The following is a 15945-nucleotide window of genomic DNA, read 5'->3' on the forward strand; positions in this document are numbered from 1 at the left end:
GAGTAATGAAACTTAAAACTAAACTCACATTAGGCGTTGGTCTTTTATTTTTACTGATCGTTTTACTGTCAGTGATCGGTTCTGTGTACATCAATAAACTAAAATCAGACACCGAGAAAATCCTTACAGCCAATTACAACAGCCTTGAGTATTCTAAAAATATGCTGATTGCCCTGGACAGAATGAGCACAGACAGCGTTGTTTCCGTCAGAGATTTTGAAAAAAATAATGCACTACAGGAACATAACCTTTCAGAAATCGGCGAAAAAGAAATCACTCAGAATCTGAAGATCCACTTCAGCAGTTATCTGAAGCAATCTGATTATAAAAAAGAAAAGCTTATCCGTGAAGATTTAGTAAAGATCATGTCTCTGAACATGAAAGGAATTGAGCGTAAAAGTGACATTGCTATTGTTACTGCTGAACGCGCCACATTCTGGATCGTAAGTTTAGGAACCGTATGTTTTCTTATCGCTTTTATCCTCTTGTTTAATTTGCCACAGACTATTGCTGAGCCTATCAACCAACTGACCTTCAGCATCAAGCAGATCGCCAATAAAAATTATAATGAAAGGGTTCATTTTAAAGGAAGCGAAGAATTCAATGATCTGGCCAACTCTTTCAATATCATGGCAGAGAAATTACAGGAATACGAAAGCAGCACCCTTTCCACACAGCTGATGGATAAAAAGCGGATCGAAACATTGGTTAATAATATGCATGACGCTGTCATCGGACTTGATGAAAATCATTACATCTACATGATCAATGATGAAGCTTTAAAAATCACCAACCTTCGTAAGGAAGAAATTATTGGCAAAACAGCTCATGAAGTTGCTGTAAACAATGACCTGATCAGGGAGCTGCTTAAAAATATGGACCATCCTGTAAAAGATCCGATCAAAATTGTCTCTGATAATAAGGAGAACTATTTCGAACAGGAAATTGTTCCCATTAATATTGCCAAAACAGGCGAAAAGGAAAAAAGATATATCGGAAAGGTAATCCTTCTCCGGAATATCACCCCTTTCAAAGAGCTGGATTTTGCAAAAACCAATTTTATAGCAACGATTTCCCATGAATTAAAAACCCCGATTGCGGCTATAAAAATGGGGGTTCAGCTTTTAGGGAATCAGAAATTCGGAGAACTTAATGATCAACAACAGGAATTATTGAAAAGCATCAACGATGACGGGCAAAGACTCCTGGATATTACAGGTGAGCTTTTAAATCTCTCGCAGGTGGAAACCGGAAATATTCGTCTGAATATTAAAAGCTGCTCACCGAAAGAAATTGTTACTACCGCTATTAAAAATGTTGAAAAACTAGCGGAACAAAAGAATATTTCTATCAGCACCGACTTTCTCACAAGTGAAGAAGATCTTGTTTCCGCAGATTTTGATAAAACCGTTTGGGTGATGAATAACTTCCTGAGTAACGCCATTAAACATTCTTTTCAGGACGAAAACATCCGGATACTGGTAGAGAAGTCTGAAGCAATGATCTTATTTAGCATCACAGACACAGGAAGCGGAATTGATGAAAAATACCACCGCCAGATTTTCGACCGCTACTTTCAGGTACCGGGAGAACATCAGAACGGAACCGGCCTAGGGCTGGCCATTTCGAAAAACTTTATCGAAAAACAACATGGTGAAATTGGAGTAAAAAGTGCACCCGACCAAGGAAGTACATTCTATTTTGGGTTGCCGGTGGCTTAGATTAAAATTCTAGAGTGAGATTTCATAAATTTGGATGCTAATTTATTAGCATCCAAATTTATTTTATATTATAATGAAAGAAATCCATTTTTATTCTAATAAGATTAAGAGTTTAATTATACTTATTATATCAGTTGGTTTCTGCTTATTATTTATTCAATCTTATGATAAACTAGAAAATCAGATTTTATATAAAGTCATCATACTTCATTTTGGTTTTCTGCTTTTCCTTTTCAGTTCAATATATTCAATATTGTTATTACTGCGAAGAAAGCCATTACTAAGTATTACTAATTCCGGGATAATAATTCATAATTTATTGAGAAAACCTGTTTCAGTAAAATTTGAAGAAATTTCAAAATTTTCCGTCTCCGATACAAGATACCGGGGACTTAAAACAACTGAATATATTCATATTGTTCTGAAGTATCCTGAAAATGCTTCACATAAAAAATTTCCAATATATTCTAATGCTCAAAATGTAATACAAAGTGATATCCTGAATATTAAAACAAGTAAATTATTAGAAATTTTAAATAAAAAATTGAGTTCCTTTCACTCACAAGAAAATTTTGATTAAAAATTACCCAATCAAATAAAAAAAAAATCATTTTCATATTATAAGTATATTAATTTATGGAACTGACTAATAATCTTATCTATGCTTCTCAACTGCCTGAGCCTTCTCTTAAAGACTTTGTAGAAAGTTTCTGGATGTTGGATAATCCGTCAGAAACAAAAGAAACTATTCTTTTACCTGACGGAAGGATAGATATTATATTGTCACAGTCCTCCACAATGCCTTTTCATATTGTTCTTTTAGGCATTGGAACACATCCTGAGGAAATTGTAATTGCTGAAAAATCCAAAACCTTTGCAATTAGTTTTAATTTACTGGCAACCGAATATATACTTCACGAAACTGTTTCTGATATTTTAGATTATTCTAAGAACCTGCCTGAGAATTTCTGGGGTTTCACTGTGGATGATATGAACGATTTTAATCAGTTCTGTAAAAAGCAACAGAGAAAATAGCATCTGAACTTTCTCTGCGGAAAATTGATGAGCGGAAACGGAAGCTGTTTGACCTTGTCTACTCTGCCAACGGAGATATTTCTGTGAAAGAACTTTCTGAAAAGGTGATATGGAGTGAACGGCAGATCAACCGTTATTTTAATCAGCAATACGGTATTTCCTTAAAGTCCTATTGTGGAATTCTCAGATTCAGAGCCTCTTTTACACATATTAAAGAAGGAAAACTTTTTCCCGAACAAAACTTTAGTGACCAGTCTCATTTTATAAAAGAGATTAAAAGGCTTTCCGGATTTCTCCCCAAAGAACTCAGCCAAAATAAAAACGACCGATTTATACAATTTTCTGTTCTTCCTGGGAAGTAATTTTGCGTCATAATTTAATAGATTATGATAGTACAAAATAAAAAAATAGCCATTATTGGTGGTGGTCCCGGCGGGCTTACTTTGGCAAATCTCCTGCAGATCAACAAAGCTGAAGTTCAAGTTTATGAGCGTGATGAGCATAAAGATGTCCGTGTACAGGGAGCAACTTTGGATCTGCATGAAGAATCAGGACTGGAAGCTTTAAAAAGAGCCGGGTTAATGGATGCTTTTATCGCTCACTACCGTCCAGATGCGGGAAAATTAAAAATTTTAGACAAAGACCTTACAGTTTATCTCAATGAACATGACTCAGTGAATTCACATAGTGAAGACCGTCCTGAAATCGATAGGGCTCCATTAAGAAAAATTCTGTTGGAAGCACTTACTCCGGGAACCGTGGTTTGGGATAGTCAGTTTTTATCTATGGAAAAACAAGGTGATGGCTGGAGGCTTTATTTTAAAAACGGGAAATCGTATGATGCAGACATCGTTATTGCCGCTGACGGAGCCAACTCCAGAATACGACCTTATATTACAGATATTCAGCCTGTTTATTCAGGAATAACTATGGTTGAGGGAAATATTTACCACGCAGCTATTAATGCTCCAAAGCTCTGGAAGCTTGTAGAAGGGGGTAAAATTTTTGCGTTGGATGAAGAAAAAACATTATTGTTCAGCACCAAAGGAGATGGTACGCTCACTTTTTATACAGGATGTAAAGTCGATGAAAATTGGGTCAGGGAATCCGGAATCGATTTTAGTAACCGAGAGCAGATCTTCGAATGGTTCAGAAAAGAATTTGGAACATGGAATGAGACCTGGCAGGAATTGTTTATGAGTGAGGATTCATCATTTGTTGTACGTCCTCAGTACCACTACCCGCTTGATCAAAAATGGGAAACACTTCCTAACCTGACCATGCTGGGGGATGCTGCCCACAGGATGCCACCTTATGCCGGAGAGGGAGTAAATATGGCGATGCAGGATGCATATGAGCTTGCAGAATGCCTCACTAGCAACAAGTATGACACCGTTCAGGATGCTTTATCTCATTATGAAAACCAAATGCTAAAAAGAGCTTCAGAAATTACCCGGGTTACTTTGGATAATACGGTGCTGATGCATGAACCTAAAGCTATAGAAAAACTAATGAAGATGTTTAATGGGGATTAAAACAGCTCTGTGAAGGCCATAACAGAGAAATCATAGATTGTGTTTTATACTCATATTTATTTTTTGGAATTATATCCTAAACATTTATATTTGCGAAAAAGTGAAGTAATGAGATTTTATTCTTCACCCTTATAACACACAACAAAAATGAGAAAAACGATTTCCAATTTTTTAAATCTCCATAACGGAGAAGAAAATCCTGCTATTGTTCTTGAAAATGTGACCAATAATGTATCCTTCAGGGGGCTAATTTATGGATTCTGGCTTGTGCTATACTTATTGCGTCAGTAGGATTAAATGTAAACTCAACGGCTGTAATTATAGGAGCCATGTTGATTTCCCACTTATGGGACCTATTGTAGGAGCAGGTTTTGCTTTGGCTACGTTTAATTTCAGTCTTTTAAAGAAATCCATGAAAAATCTGCTGATCGCCACGGTGGTCAGCTTAACAGTTTCAAGCTTATATTTTTATTTAAGTCCGTTCAAAGATATTCAGTCTGAACTGCTGGCTAGGACTTCGCCTAATATTTATGATGTCCTGATTGCTTTTTTCGGTGGAATTGTGGGAGCGATATCCATCACAAGAATTGAAAAGGAAACCCCATTCCGGAGTGGCCATCGCAACAGCGTTAATGCCTCCATTGTGTACTGCAGGATTCGGTATTGCAACGGCAAACTGGTCTTTTGTGGCAGGGGCATTCTACCTGTATACCATCAACTGTTTCTTTATTTGTATTTCTACCTTCCTGATTATAAAATCTCTCAAATATCAGGCTGTAGAAACCACCAATAAAGCGTTTGAAAAAAGAATACGTTATGGCATTTCGATCCTGATCATTATTATGATTGTTCCGAGTTGTTATTTGGCTTATAACCTTTTAAACCAAAAAAAATACAACCAGAATGTAGAGAACTTCATCAATGAAGAATTTTCAAAAAAAGGATATACTGTAATCTATAAAAAAGTGGATTATAATGCCAATCCCAAATCTATTGAGCTTGCTTTTTTATCTACAAAATTCGACAGTACGGAAATAAAGAAATTTAATACTTCATTAGAGGATTTTGGAATAAAAAACACCAATCTCGTTATTAAACAAAACACCAGCGATCTTAAAAAGAGATCTTAAGCGAAATCAATCTTCAAAAAACCAATATTACAGAAAAGGATCTTCAGGTGAATGAATTAAAGAATGAACTGAACCTCTATAAAATGGATAATCCTGAACTGGTAAAAGAAGTAAAGATCCTCTTCCCGGAGGTTCAGGAGATGGCTATCGGAAAACTCCAAAATTATTTTACTACGGATTCAACAAGTCTGGAAACTGCTTTTATTTATCAGTCGGAAACCAAGATAGATGAAGAAAAATTAAAAACATGGTTAGTTAACCGACTTAAGACCAATAATATTATTGTATTCAACACCCGGAAAGATCCTGTAAAGAAAAAGAATTGAGACACACCAGCCTTGTCCGGTAGGAATAAAAGCAGATGAAATTTCATCTGCTTTTATTTTTCTCTGTAATTTGTGTAAATTCGGATTTGAATTTTAACTGATATCTGATGAAAATGCAAAGAAATAAATATCTTCTTCTCAATTATATATTTGTAGTCTGTCTGCTCATTTTGTTCCTGAATGATCATTTTTTTAAATATGAATTCGCAAACTTCTTACAGGCAAACTCTCGGATGTTGTTGGAATTATCATCCTGCCTTTACTCCTGTCTTATATTTTTCCGAGACTTAAAATTCATTCCATATGGATTGGTGCTTTACTCTTTCTATTCTGGAAATCCGGTTATTCCGAAGGGGCGATCAATTGGTATAATCAATATGCATTGATTCCTGTAACAAGAGTTGTTGATTATTCTGATCTGCTGGCTTTGCTGTTCTTGCCCATCCCATATTTCATCATTCAAAGAGCTGACAACTTACACAGGATCAAAATACCATCTCTTCATCCAACTTTTATTTTAATTCCTTCATTGTTTGTTTTGATGGCTACTTCTCCCCGCCAAGCTTCAGCTATACCGTAAGCCGTGGTAATCTGCAATGTTCAAAATGCCATATTACAGTTAATTATTCACAGGAAGAAATTGTAGACAAACTTAAAAATAACAATATTATTTTCGACACCATCTTCCCAATGAGTGAAAGAATGTTGGAAAGATATCCGGTTTCCGTAAAAATGACATTCGCTTTTATAAAATCAAAAAGTTAGTTATTGACCGGGATACATTACGAGATCTTGATTTTGCTACGCGAAGTATTAACAGTCATAGAACCAAATTTTATTTTAACGGGATGCAGGTCAGCGAAAATATTTCTACCCCTGAACTTATGAGGAAAGCCAGAAAATATTACCGGAAAATAGTATTCAGGGAATTGAAAACATCTTTAAAAAGTAAAAGTAACGGATGGAAATACAATTTTTTTCAACACCACAGGATTTTCGGGAATGGCTGGAAAAGAACCACGAAACAAAAACAGAACTGTTGGTAGGATTTTATAAAATAGGGACAAAGAAACCCTCTATGACCTGGTCGGAATCTGTAGACCAGGCTTTATGCTATGGCTGGATTGATGGAGTAAGAAAAAGTGTAGACGTCGAAAAATATACCATCCGCTTTACTCCCAGAAAACCGACAAGCATCTGGAGTGCGATCAATATAAAAAAGGTTGAAGATCTGACTCAAGCAGGATTAATGAAAACAGCGGGTCTCAAAGCATTTGCATTGAGAAAACAGGAAAAAACAGCAATATATTCCCATGAAAATGCTCTGGCCGAATTAAGTCCTGCCTTTGAAAAACAATTCAAATCGAATAAAAAAGCCTGGGATTTTTTTAGTAATCAAGCACCATCATATAAGAAAGTCATGCTGCACTGGATCATGTCTGCCAAACAGGAGAAAACCAGGATATCCAGATTGGAGAAAACAATCCGTGAAAGTGAACAACAAAAACGAGTTTTATAATTATGGAAAAAAATTTCACATTAACAGGTGGTGCAAGGATTGGTCTTGCCAATGCCACTTATCCATTTGCTGACCTGTATGTTGATGCAGATATACTAAAGATTAATGCTTCCCTGGTAGGCAATCTCGTTTTCCAACCTCAGGATATTATCTCTATAAAGCCGTACACTTCAATTCCTCTAATCGGACAGGGAATCAAAATTTATCATCGCGTTGAGAAGTACAATTCAAATGTTATTTTCTGGACCTTTAGAGATCCTGCAGGAATAATCAATGAAATAGAAAAACCGGATTTTTAGCAGCTAAAGCAAATGCTGCACCTCCAAAGAATTATACAATTATTGAACAGCAAATGCAGGGTGGATTTCTTTAAAACCTTTAGTCCCTATATTGCTGATTATTGCGTGGAATGCACTTTTCCTGTATGATTTTCTTCCCCATTCCGGAAATAAAAACCCCTTACAAACATTTCCCGGGCCGGGAGTATGCTCTGCTCTGGGACTGGTCTTTATCACAGCATTACTCTCATTAATATCAAACGGCTTCAGAAGATTGATCTTAAAAAAGGAAGGAGTTTTGAAGATATTAAGAAATTTTCCATTTTTATTTTAGGTATTACAGGTTTTATGCTGATCGTTTTTCTGGCTATAGGAACCGTGAACTAATATACAGTATCTGAGAACCTATGAAACCAACCATTTTTGATAACGAACAATACCGGATTTACATTCCTTTCCGAAAATCCATAGACTTCGAAAGCAAGCTCTGCGAAGCTAATATTGAATACTGGACTGATTCTGAAATGCAAACTGCTTCCGGTGATATCAGATTTTACTTCAATAAAAAAGATGCTGCCAGAATTGAAAAAATATTAAAGGAAAATAAGATTCAGTCAGCTGATGATTTTAAAGTTCCTTCTGATTATCCTGCATATCAAAAGCTTTATTTTAGGGCTATTGTTCTTGCTATAGCACTTTTTGTGATTGGATTTATTATTTTAAAAGTTTATCAAATTTTATTTAAAGACCGCTGATCAAATATTTAATGATGAGAAATAAACTGATCTTTGCTAACATCTTTGTATTACTTCTTTTGTTTACCACATATATTTATGGTATTTGCGTTATTAATGATTCATTCGATTTTAATTTCATTGAACTGGTCAAAATAAGCCAAATACAATATCTGCTCTTTGCAGTGGTTTTTATTGCATTGGTGTCCTGGATGATCAGTACGTTACAAATTAAAAATTTAAACGCTGCCAATAAATTCTTATTGGTTTTTGTTATCATAAATAGTCTCCTGTTTTCATACCTGGCCTTTGAATCTGTAAGAGCTTTCATGATAAACCGGAAAGCAGTTGCCCAAGCTGAGAAAGAATGTATGATCCGTGCCGAAAAAGATATTAAAAATGATCATATCACATACAGATATGCGGGCGGACTCGCAGTTCCATTATACAATGAAAAAACCATACGCAGTATAGATAGTATCCGTGAAAAATACGGAATTTCATATCAGGATACAGGTTGTACAGTGGATCCTATATCAGTAAAAGGCGAAAAAAAATATAAAGAAACAGTGCAACCCTACTTGGATAAAAGAAATGGAAAAGGCTGGGAAAAGAGAATGAAGAAAGAAGTGGAAAATATAAAGAAAACTCCATTAAAATAAATGAGAACTAAGAAAAAATCAAAACTCCGGATTATTATCCGGAGTTTTAATTTTTTATCCTATCCAATTACCCAAACTGACCACCTCGGCCTGAATAGGAAATACTTTAGCAGTAAGTACCTGATGAACTTCAGAATCCCTGTCTGCACAACAATCTTCAATCACCGTCAATTCATAATCCTTATCTGCAGCTTCCCGTAAAGTAGATAATACTACTCCCGAAGTACTGATGCCGGTCAGTATAAGATGTCGGATCTCCTTTCCTCTTAATACAACTTCCAGATCACTTCCTGTAAATGCACTGAACCGTTTTTTTGTTACGATCACTTCATCTTTTTCAGGTAGGACTTCCTGGTGAATCTCCTGCCATTGTGCTGCAAATTCCGGAGTCCACATTTCTTTGTTTCCAAATCTGGAAAAAGTTTTGTTATGTTCACTGATCTCAGGAGCTCCGGGTCTGAAAGCAATCACGACGTAAATAACCGAGATCCCGTTTGACCTCGCATGAGAAATGGCTTTGGAAATATTGCTGACTAATGGCTTCGGATCGTCAATATTCTGTAAAATAGAATTTTGCATATCCATTACCAGCAAAGCGCTTTTGTTTGTTTCTTGCATTTTTTTTAATATTAAATTGTTTCACGAGTGAATTCTCTTTTTCCGGAGAGGATACTTTATTTTTTCAGGAATTGTAAATAACCTATAGAAACATATTGCTATCAGGATTGCGAGTATTCCTTGAATCAGGAGTGTATTACTACTTCTATATGCTCTGAAGCATATCCTGTGACTAAACTTCCCAACGGAAGCATTCCAAAAATAGCCGTTAATAAAATACTGATCGCCCTCCCTTTCATATGAGGTGCCGCTTCGGACTGCACGATAATATTACAGCTGGTCAGTTGCATCACACTTCCAAATCCTGTAAAGACCACAAACAGCATTGCCCAGTAAAAATTTGTTGACTGCGAAAACAGAATAAGCCCCAAACCAAGGGCTGCTGTACTCAGAATAAGATAGAACCTGAGTTTATCATTTCTTTTGAGTGAGGCCAGTAAAATGGTTCCTGAAACAGCTCCTAAGCCTATAAATCCTGAAATATATCCAAAAGTGGATGCACTTCCTTTAAAAGTAATTTTAGCAACCTCAGGAATTAAAGTATCGTAAGGTAAAACCAGTAAACCCATCAGGGAAAGCATAAGAATTACCAAGCCGATTCTGGACTCATTTTTGAGATAAACCCACCCCTCTCTGAATTCTGAGAGTATTTTTTTATGGGTTGTTTTCTTTTCATACGCCGGCAACTTCATCATCGAAAAACAGACAATTACAATCATAAAACCAATTGCATTAAGTACAAAACAAAAACCGACATTCCAATGCTCTAATACAAAACCCGCAACTGCAGGACCTAATACCTTGCTGATACTTGACGTTGCGGAGCTGAGAGAAAGTGCACTTGGAACATCACTTTCCTCCATCACTACCTGGCTGATCATTGTTTGTCTTGCCGGAACATCAAAAGCATTGATTATTCCCAACACCACACTTAAAGCCAGAATTTGCCAGACAACAATATGATGGGTTAAAAATAAGACCGCCAGTAATGATGTTTGCAATACTGCCGCAATCTGTGTCCATCGTATGATCGTACTCCTGTTGAACCGGTCTGCTGCAACTCCGCCAGCAAAAGAAAAAAGGAATGAAGGAAATTGCTCAGCAAACACTGTAACTCCCAACATAAACGAAGAATGGGTAAGCGAATAGATGAGCCATACAATAGCTGTTCGCTGCATCCATGTTCCGAACTGTGATATGGAACGTCCTGCAAAATAATATTTGAAATTGTCACTTTTAAAAGCCCTGAATGTGCTTACACTGCTGATATTCATTATGTATAATATCTTATTTAAATTACTAATACAACTCTAATCTAACTATTTGACAAAAATCATCAAAACGTCAAATTTTAAATAAAAAAATCATGCTTTTATCTTCTCAACAATCATTTGAGCAAACATTTCTGCGCCATCTTCCCATTGATCCTTATAATTCTCACTAACTGATTCACGCCGGATCCCACGAATGCTGCTCAGTAAAACAAACAAGAGAACATCTAGAGCTCTGGAATCAGGTTCTTTAATTTCACCTGCTGTTACAGCATTGCGAATTACTTTTTTTAGCAAAGCAGTCTCAGAACGCATCATCCTCTGATGAATTTCCCATATAATATCAGAATATTTAGAGCGTTCCTCGCTATCCATACGTGCTTCAATAGCTGTTATAAAGTTTCTGGTCTTTTTAAAACCCTTTACTTTAGCAAAACAAAAAGCCCGGATGCGCGATTCTAAAGTTTCTTCTTTATAAATCATCTTTTCCAGCTCATCCTTCACTTCATCTACTAAGGAAATCATAACTGCCTCAAAAAGCTCATCCCTGTTTTTGAAATAATAATAAAGAGCACTTCTGGTCTTTCCCACAGCTTTAGCTACATCATCCATCGTCACCTTTTTAATGCCATACCTTTGATACAGATCCTGTGCGGTCTGTAAAATCTGGCTTTTTAAAATTTCTTCCTGGGAAAGTGGTTGACTCATCTGGTTAATTTTCTGTATAGAAATATTTGACAAATTTACAAATTTTGTCGAAATGAAAAATATTATTTTCTTTTTTTTTTACTACTTTTACTTGTAAGATGATAGTAATCAATACACGTAGATAGTTAGGTATATCCGTTATTATATTAACCAAAATAATTAAAATATAGTTTGATATGGAAAAATGAACTCCAATTACAGAAAATGAAATTAATGAGAAAATCAATAAAAGCCAATTTGAATTAATTGGTGAATTAAAGAATTTCTGGCAACTTATAAAAGTAGAGCCACACAAGTGGAATGAAAAAGAATATGGTAAAGAAGGAAATGGTTTTTGGGTAGTTGCCATATCAGGGAAAAAGTCATCTATTATAATGATATCGAAGAGGGATTCAATATTTCGAATTACAAAAAATATGGTGAAATTGAAGAGTACTTCTGTAATCAGGACGAATTAAAATATGCAGTAATGAGACTTTACGAACTTATTAAACCTAAGTGATATTTCGGAGCGGACAGGCAAGATAAATAAATTATTCTATGAGAATAAACCACTATACTTTCTGGATTTTTAAAGAAGAACTTTCTAATTTGCTAAGTTTTTTTCTTAGTAAAGAAATTAATTTAGCAACTTGCTTTGATAAGGAACAAATTAAATATGAACTTCACCAAACAGATGAAAATCAGAGTATTTGGTTTACATTAATTACAAACAATGATCTAAATATCAAAGCTACTATAGACTCGGATGATAAGAATATCATCCTCTTTCATATTGAATATAAAGACAATTTCATTACAAAAATCGACCAATTAAAAGAATATCTATCACTTTAAATTAATAAACACCTAAATCTCTATCTTTGTGAAAAATTATGATTCCTATCCATGATCTTTTATTTTTCGCTCTGGCAGCGCTTATTCTGGTCATAAGTCCCGGGCCTAACATGATCTATTTGATTTCAAGATCCATTACACAGGGAAAAAAGCCGGACTGATTTCTCTTGCCGGTGTGGTCTGTGGCTTTTTATTTCATATTGTCATGGTTTCTTTTGGACTTACCGCTGTATTATTTGCTGTTCCATATGCCTATATTATTTTAAAAACATTGGGAACAGTATATCTTTTATACCTTGCTTATCAGGCTATCAAACCCAACAGTAAGAACATCTTTGAAGTGGATCAGGACATGACCATAGACAGTCCCAGAAAACTCTTTACCGTTGGTTTTTTAACGAATGTTCTTAATCCAAAGGTTGCTGTTTTTTACCTTTCCTTTTTCCCACAGTTTATAAAGCCTCAATATGGCTCTATTTTTACACAAAGCATTGAACTTGGGATGATACAGGCCTTCACAAGTTTCACCATCAATTTCATCATTGTTCTGACCGCAGCAAAAGTAGCTTCCTTTTTTGCTAAAAATCCTATCTGGGTGCGAATACAAAAATGGTTTATGGCCAGTGTACTGGTTTTTCTCGCCGTGAAAATGGCACTTTCAAAAGCTAAATAGATTCAGAATTCTAATAAAAAAATTAACCGTAATAATGGCAGCCTTAACAATAGTTTAAGGCTTTTTCTTATTTAAAAAAATAGCGAAAAAGGGTAATTGAAATTGAATGGGGATTATTCCAACTTTGTTTAGAGATAAAACTAACCAAAACAAAGAGCCATGAAAAATTATTTATCAAAAACTTTAAGCCTATTCAGCGTCTTACTTTTTCTAGGCAGCTGTACTCCGCTAAAAACCGCATTGAATAAAAAATTTCCGCCTGTTTCTACCATCGACCAGCAATATACCTCGGTTGAAAAAAACCTTTCTGAGCTTACTGATTTCAGCCCCATATAGGAGTAAATATAGATAGGGATATCATTCTGCAATATTTACCTCCTGAGATCAAAAAAGCAGCGGAAGCGATAAATGATGAGAACATCCTGGTACAAAATGTAACTCCAAAACTATCCTTTGATAAACAGGGAATATTTGTAGAAGCTGATTTTTCAGTCAGGTTTCCTAAATATAGTATAGAAGCCACCGGGAATTTCAAAGGGGTTACTGCTGTTTCTACCAAATCAGATTCTTTATACCTGAGAAGTGCTTTAACTTCTTTAAAAATTGAAAGCATTAAATTTTTGAAACATCCCAAAATATCACAAAAGGTATTGGCAAAATTGCTTTCCCCATTCTTAAAAATTATATCGACAATGTAAACGGGCAAATTTTTAAAAAGCCAACAATTATTAATATTGGCTGGGGACAATCTTATCAGCTTAGCCTAAAGGAAATGTTTAAAAATCCGGACACTGAAATTATCGCTGACTCCATAAGAATATCACGGTTTGTAAAAAAATCATCGGTAAGAATACAATCCACAGGTATTTCGATAATGGCTGAATTAACAAAAGAAAAGCCTTTAATTAATGACTTAATAAGTATTTCTCAAAGCAAACCTAGAAATGAAGCTGAATTATCTAAACTGTTCAAATCATTTAGTGAAAGGTATGACAATTTATGGCTAAGCGTTTTTGAACCTATTGATGCAAAATCTTCAGTAACGGCTAATGTAAGTAAAGCAGAGATTTCATCGATTTTCAACGAAGCCTTTTCCACTCCTATTATTTTAAAACAGAATTTCATTATTCCTCAGACTTCATTCAATGAGAAGCTGGAAGTAAAAGAGGTGATATCAACTGCCAGAAAGTAAGGACCAATTTTAAATATCCAGATTTCAACGGCCCAAGCTGTAACTGGAGCTGCTCCAGATGGGATCCGATATGTCACAGTACAAGGGCTGCATGCAGAGTACGGAGAGAGGCGCAAAGAGTCATTTGGCAGACTGCCCGTGAAACGGCTCGTATTGCTCATCAGGTTGAAAATGAAGCCAAAGTAGCAGCCTGTAACGTCTGGCGGGAAACCCTGGATTTCTTAGCTTTGGGAAGATTTAAAGGAGAAATATCCGGTAACGGAAAAGCGTTTGTTCATTTTCAATCCCTCCGTTTTAATCCGGATCTTTCAGAAATGAGCATGCAATACTATGGTAATGTCGATGCTACTCTGCAGTCCAATCTTGAGTTAAAGCCTGTGGACCTTGGACATATTTTCTTTTGCTTTTCCGATTATGATAAAAGAGTATCAAGTGATATTGACATTAGTATACCAGAGTCCGTATCAAAAATATCTATCACCTCAGCACGTGAAGGAGAAAACCTTCTTTTACATATCAAGCCCGATGATATATTATATAATGCATCTATACAACCAAGTCCACTTCATAGTCTTCTTTGGATCCTAAATTTCAGATACAATGTCCTATCAGTGTTTTATTAACCTTAGGGCAAATAGGTATAGCTGCCGGAGAGTTTCTTAACTTGGTTAAATTAGCCCCTGAACAAAAACTACTGCTTCTTGGACAAACAAATGGAAGTTATAGCATCGACAGTTTTCAAATTCCATTCAAACCCATTGAGTTTAAAATCAATGGTATACAAAAAAAATCGTCTGTATTCTGGAATAGTAAATCGATACAGTTTGCTTATTTAAAACTATTACCATATTAATAAAATCCCAATCCCAATAAAAAAAGCTGAACTTTGTTCAGCTTTTTTTATACTTTTTCTGTTAGAATTCTGAATACTTCTCTTCAACAAAACTCCTTATAATAAGGGCCGTTTCAGGATATATGCCAAAATTTTCTTTTATATCTTTCAAACTGCTATTCGAAAACGTTTTGAAAAAAACACAGGCATTAAAATAAGAACCTATTTTTGAAGGATGGGACTCATCATCCCACATATTGAAATACGGATACTTTTTCTCAAATACATATTCCATAGCGGAGTGTTTTGTTTTGACAATCTGGGTTTCCTTTGCGATCAAAGAATATTGATTTTCAAGATATTTCTTTTGTTCATCTCTATTTTGAAATTCTTTAGAACAATATTTTTCACTTTGATCTTCACCTTTTGTACTGTATAACATTTTGGGATAACAGTTCTTAAATGGATATTTCTGTTTATCCACCCAGGTCGAAAACAAATAAAACTTTGCTTTACCACTGATATCATATTTCTGAAGTGTTTTTATACTTGGCAAAATATTCTTTTCCACTTCTTCAGGAACATAATATCCTAAAGTTCCATGTTGTACGACTACATCATCCCAGGCATTTTCAGCAAATCTGATTTTCGCAACTCCAGCATTTATCTGATGTTGCAATTGTGCACCCGGAAAAGTGACCTGGATAATCTTATAACTATGATCAGTCTCTTCATTCAGCATTTTTTCCAGCATTTTCGGCATATCGTAATAATATGTGAGACTGTTTCCAATGAATAGTATTTTCTTTTCCTGCGAAAACACAAGCACTTCCAGTCCAAGAAAAATAGAGAGAAGAAACTTTTTTGTAGACAT

Annotated in this window: 18 protein-coding genes and 2 pseudogenes; 14 read left to right on the forward strand and 6 right to left on the reverse strand. The window is 35.3% G+C overall.

Annotated elements, in window-relative coordinates; translation table 11 throughout:
- Positions 1-5 precede the first annotated feature (5 nt).
- From AAEU33_RS00100 to AAEU33_RS00130, 7 genes and pseudogenes are all read left to right on the forward strand, one after another.
- Positions 6-1721, forward strand: a complete 1716-nt coding sequence (locus AAEU33_RS00100; RefSeq protein WP_345990319.1) for an ATP-binding protein — start codon at positions 6-8, stop codon at positions 1719-1721.
- 636 nt (positions 1722-2357) lie between these two features.
- Positions 2358-2756, forward strand: a complete 399-nt coding sequence (locus AAEU33_RS00105) for a DUF6597 domain-containing transcriptional factor (RefSeq protein ID WP_345990246.1) — start codon at positions 2358-2360, stop codon at positions 2754-2756.
- Between the two features lie 83 nt (positions 2757-2839).
- A complete protein-coding gene (locus AAEU33_RS00110) occupies positions 2840-3118 on the forward strand; it encodes a hypothetical protein (RefSeq protein WP_345990248.1) in 279 nt (92 codons plus the stop codon).
- A 24-nt stretch (positions 3119-3142) separates the two neighbouring features.
- Complete coding sequence (locus AAEU33_RS00115; protein WP_345990321.1) at positions 3143-4291, forward strand: NAD(P)/FAD-dependent oxidoreductase; 1149 nt, start codon at positions 3143-3145, stop codon at positions 4289-4291.
- Positions 4292-4438: 147 nt separating this feature from the next.
- Positions 4439-5747, forward strand: a pseudogene (locus AAEU33_RS00120) (DUF389 domain-containing protein).
- 961 nt (positions 5748-6708) lie between these two features.
- Positions 6709-7266 carry a YdeI/OmpD-associated family protein gene (locus AAEU33_RS00125; RefSeq protein WP_345990257.1) on the forward strand — a complete coding sequence of 186 codons (558 nt, stop codon included), beginning with the start codon at positions 6709-6711 and terminating at the stop codon, positions 7264-7266.
- A 2-nt stretch (positions 7267-7268) separates the two neighbouring features.
- Positions 7269-7565: a hypothetical protein gene (locus tag AAEU33_RS00130; protein ID WP_345990323.1), complete on the forward strand. Its 297-nt coding sequence runs from the start codon at positions 7269-7271 to the stop codon at positions 7563-7565.
- Positions 7566-7604: 39 nt separating this feature from the next.
- Here AAEU33_RS00130 and AAEU33_RS00135 read toward each other — a convergent pair whose 3' ends face one another.
- Positions 7605-7781 (reverse strand): hypothetical protein, encoded by a 177-nt coding sequence (locus tag AAEU33_RS00135; protein ID WP_345990325.1) that lies wholly within the window; start codon positions 7779-7781, stop codon positions 7605-7607.
- 170 nt (positions 7782-7951) lie between these two features.
- Here AAEU33_RS00135 and AAEU33_RS00140 point away from each other — a divergent pair, with 170 nt between their 5' ends.
- Positions 7952-8299 (forward strand): hypothetical protein, encoded by a 348-nt coding sequence (locus AAEU33_RS00140; RefSeq protein WP_172284130.1) that lies wholly within the window; start codon positions 7952-7954, stop codon positions 8297-8299.
- 11 nt (positions 8300-8310) lie between these two features.
- Positions 8311-8940, forward strand: a complete 630-nt coding sequence (locus tag AAEU33_RS00145) for a hypothetical protein (RefSeq protein ID WP_345990327.1) — start codon at positions 8311-8313, stop codon at positions 8938-8940.
- A 54-nt stretch (positions 8941-8994) separates the two neighbouring features.
- On the opposite strand, the gene AAEU33_RS00150 is transcribed toward AAEU33_RS00145, so the two are convergent.
- From AAEU33_RS00150 to AAEU33_RS00160, 3 genes are all read right to left on the reverse strand, one after another.
- Entirely contained in the window at positions 8995-9558 is a 564-nt protein-coding gene (locus AAEU33_RS00150; RefSeq protein WP_345990263.1) for an isochorismatase family cysteine hydrolase, read from the reverse strand.
- Positions 9559-9683: 125 nt separating this feature from the next.
- Positions 9684-10832: an MFS transporter gene (locus AAEU33_RS00155; protein WP_345990329.1), complete on the reverse strand. Its 1149-nt coding sequence runs from the start codon at positions 10830-10832 to the stop codon at positions 9684-9686.
- 90 nt (positions 10833-10922) lie between these two features.
- Positions 10923-11537, reverse strand: coding sequence for a TetR/AcrR family transcriptional regulator (locus AAEU33_RS00160; RefSeq protein WP_345990331.1), 615 nt, complete (start codon positions 11535-11537; stop codon positions 10923-10925).
- Between the two features lie 540 nt (positions 11538-12077).
- On the opposite strand from AAEU33_RS00160, the gene AAEU33_RS00165 reads away from it, so the two are divergent.
- From AAEU33_RS00165 to AAEU33_RS00175, 3 genes and pseudogenes are all read left to right on the forward strand, one after another.
- Positions 12078-12374: a hypothetical protein gene (locus AAEU33_RS00165; protein WP_345990275.1), complete on the forward strand. Its 297-nt coding sequence runs from the start codon at positions 12078-12080 to the stop codon at positions 12372-12374.
- 38 nt (positions 12375-12412) lie between these two features.
- Positions 12413-13047 (forward strand): annotated as a pseudogene (locus AAEU33_RS00170) (LysE family translocator).
- A gap of 159 nt (positions 13048-13206) precedes the next feature.
- Positions 13207-13383: a hypothetical protein gene (locus AAEU33_RS00175; RefSeq protein ID WP_345990333.1), complete on the forward strand. Its 177-nt coding sequence runs from the start codon at positions 13207-13209 to the stop codon at positions 13381-13383.
- Here the strand turns inward: AAEU33_RS00175 and AAEU33_RS00180 are convergent.
- On the reverse strand, positions 13370-13660 hold the full coding sequence (locus tag AAEU33_RS00180) for a hypothetical protein (RefSeq protein ID WP_345990335.1): 291 nt from the start codon (positions 13658-13660) through the stop codon (positions 13370-13372). The genes AAEU33_RS00175 and AAEU33_RS00180 overlap by 14 nt on opposite strands.
- Positions 13661-13819: 159 nt before the next feature.
- Between AAEU33_RS00180 and AAEU33_RS00185 the strand changes: the two genes are divergently transcribed.
- Together AAEU33_RS00185 and AAEU33_RS00190 are read left to right on the forward strand one after the other, a co-directional pair.
- A complete protein-coding gene (locus AAEU33_RS00185; protein ID WP_345990279.1) occupies positions 13820-14239 on the forward strand; it encodes a hypothetical protein in 420 nt (139 codons plus the stop codon).
- A gap of 227 nt (positions 14240-14466) precedes the next feature.
- Positions 14467-14862 (forward strand): hypothetical protein, encoded by a 396-nt coding sequence (locus tag AAEU33_RS00190; RefSeq protein ID WP_345990337.1) that lies wholly within the window; start codon positions 14467-14469, stop codon positions 14860-14862.
- A gap of 291 nt (positions 14863-15153) precedes the next feature.
- On the opposite strand, the gene AAEU33_RS00195 is transcribed toward AAEU33_RS00190, so the two are convergent.
- The gene (locus AAEU33_RS00195) at positions 15154-15945 is read right to left on the reverse strand and encodes a hypothetical protein (protein WP_345990339.1); all 792 of its coding nucleotides are present in this window, start codon (positions 15943-15945) and stop codon (positions 15154-15156) included.

Origin of the sequence: Chryseobacterium sp. Chry.R1 (assembly GCF_039645525.1) — a bacterium.
GTDB classification, from domain to species: domain Bacteria; phylum Bacteroidota; class Bacteroidia; order Flavobacteriales; family Weeksellaceae; genus Chryseobacterium; species Chryseobacterium proteolyticum.

Coding starts and splice junctions, on each gene's coding strand:
- AAEU33_RS00165 (WP_345990275.1), top strand. CDS start 12,078: ATGAGAATAAACCACTATACTTTCTGGATTTTTAAAGAAGAACTTTCT.
- AAEU33_RS00160 (WP_345990331.1), bottom strand. CDS start 11,537: ATGAGTCAACCACTTTCCCAGGAAGAAATTTTAAAAAGCCAGATTTTA.
- AAEU33_RS00100 (WP_345990319.1), top strand. CDS start 6: ATGAAACTTAAAACTAAACTCACATTAGGCGTTGGTCTTTTATTTTTA.
- AAEU33_RS00155 (WP_345990329.1), bottom strand. CDS start 10,832: ATGAATATCAGCAGTGTAAGCACATTCAGGGCTTTTAAAAGTGACAAT.
- AAEU33_RS00150 (WP_345990263.1), bottom strand. CDS start 9,558: ATGCAAGAAACAAACAAAAGCGCTTTGCTGGTAATGGATATGCAAAAT.
- AAEU33_RS00105 (WP_345990246.1), top strand. CDS start 2,358: ATGGAACTGACTAATAATCTTATCTATGCTTCTCAACTGCCTGAGCCT.
- AAEU33_RS00180 (WP_345990335.1), bottom strand. CDS start 13,660: ATGCTTTCAATTTTTAAAGAAGTTAAAGCACTTCTCAGGTATAAAGAA.
- AAEU33_RS00125 (WP_345990257.1), top strand. CDS start 6,709: ATGGAAATACAATTTTTTTCAACACCACAGGATTTTCGGGAATGGCTG.
- AAEU33_RS00140 (WP_172284130.1), top strand. CDS start 7,952: ATGAAACCAACCATTTTTGATAACGAACAATACCGGATTTACATTCCT.
- AAEU33_RS00175 (WP_345990333.1), top strand. CDS start 13,207: ATGAAAAATTATTTATCAAAAACTTTAAGCCTATTCAGCGTCTTACTT.
- AAEU33_RS00145 (WP_345990327.1), top strand. CDS start 8,311: ATGATGAGAAATAAACTGATCTTTGCTAACATCTTTGTATTACTTCTT.
- AAEU33_RS00195 (WP_345990339.1), bottom strand. CDS start 15,945: ATGTCTACAAAAAAGTTTCTTCTCTCTATTTTTCTTGGACTGGAAGTG.
- AAEU33_RS00130 (WP_345990323.1), top strand. CDS start 7,269: ATGGAAAAAAATTTCACATTAACAGGTGGTGCAAGGATTGGTCTTGCC.
- AAEU33_RS00115 (WP_345990321.1), top strand. CDS start 3,143: ATGATAGTACAAAATAAAAAAATAGCCATTATTGGTGGTGGTCCCGGC.
- AAEU33_RS00185 (WP_345990279.1), top strand. CDS start 13,820: ATGTTTAAAAATCCGGACACTGAAATTATCGCTGACTCCATAAGAATA.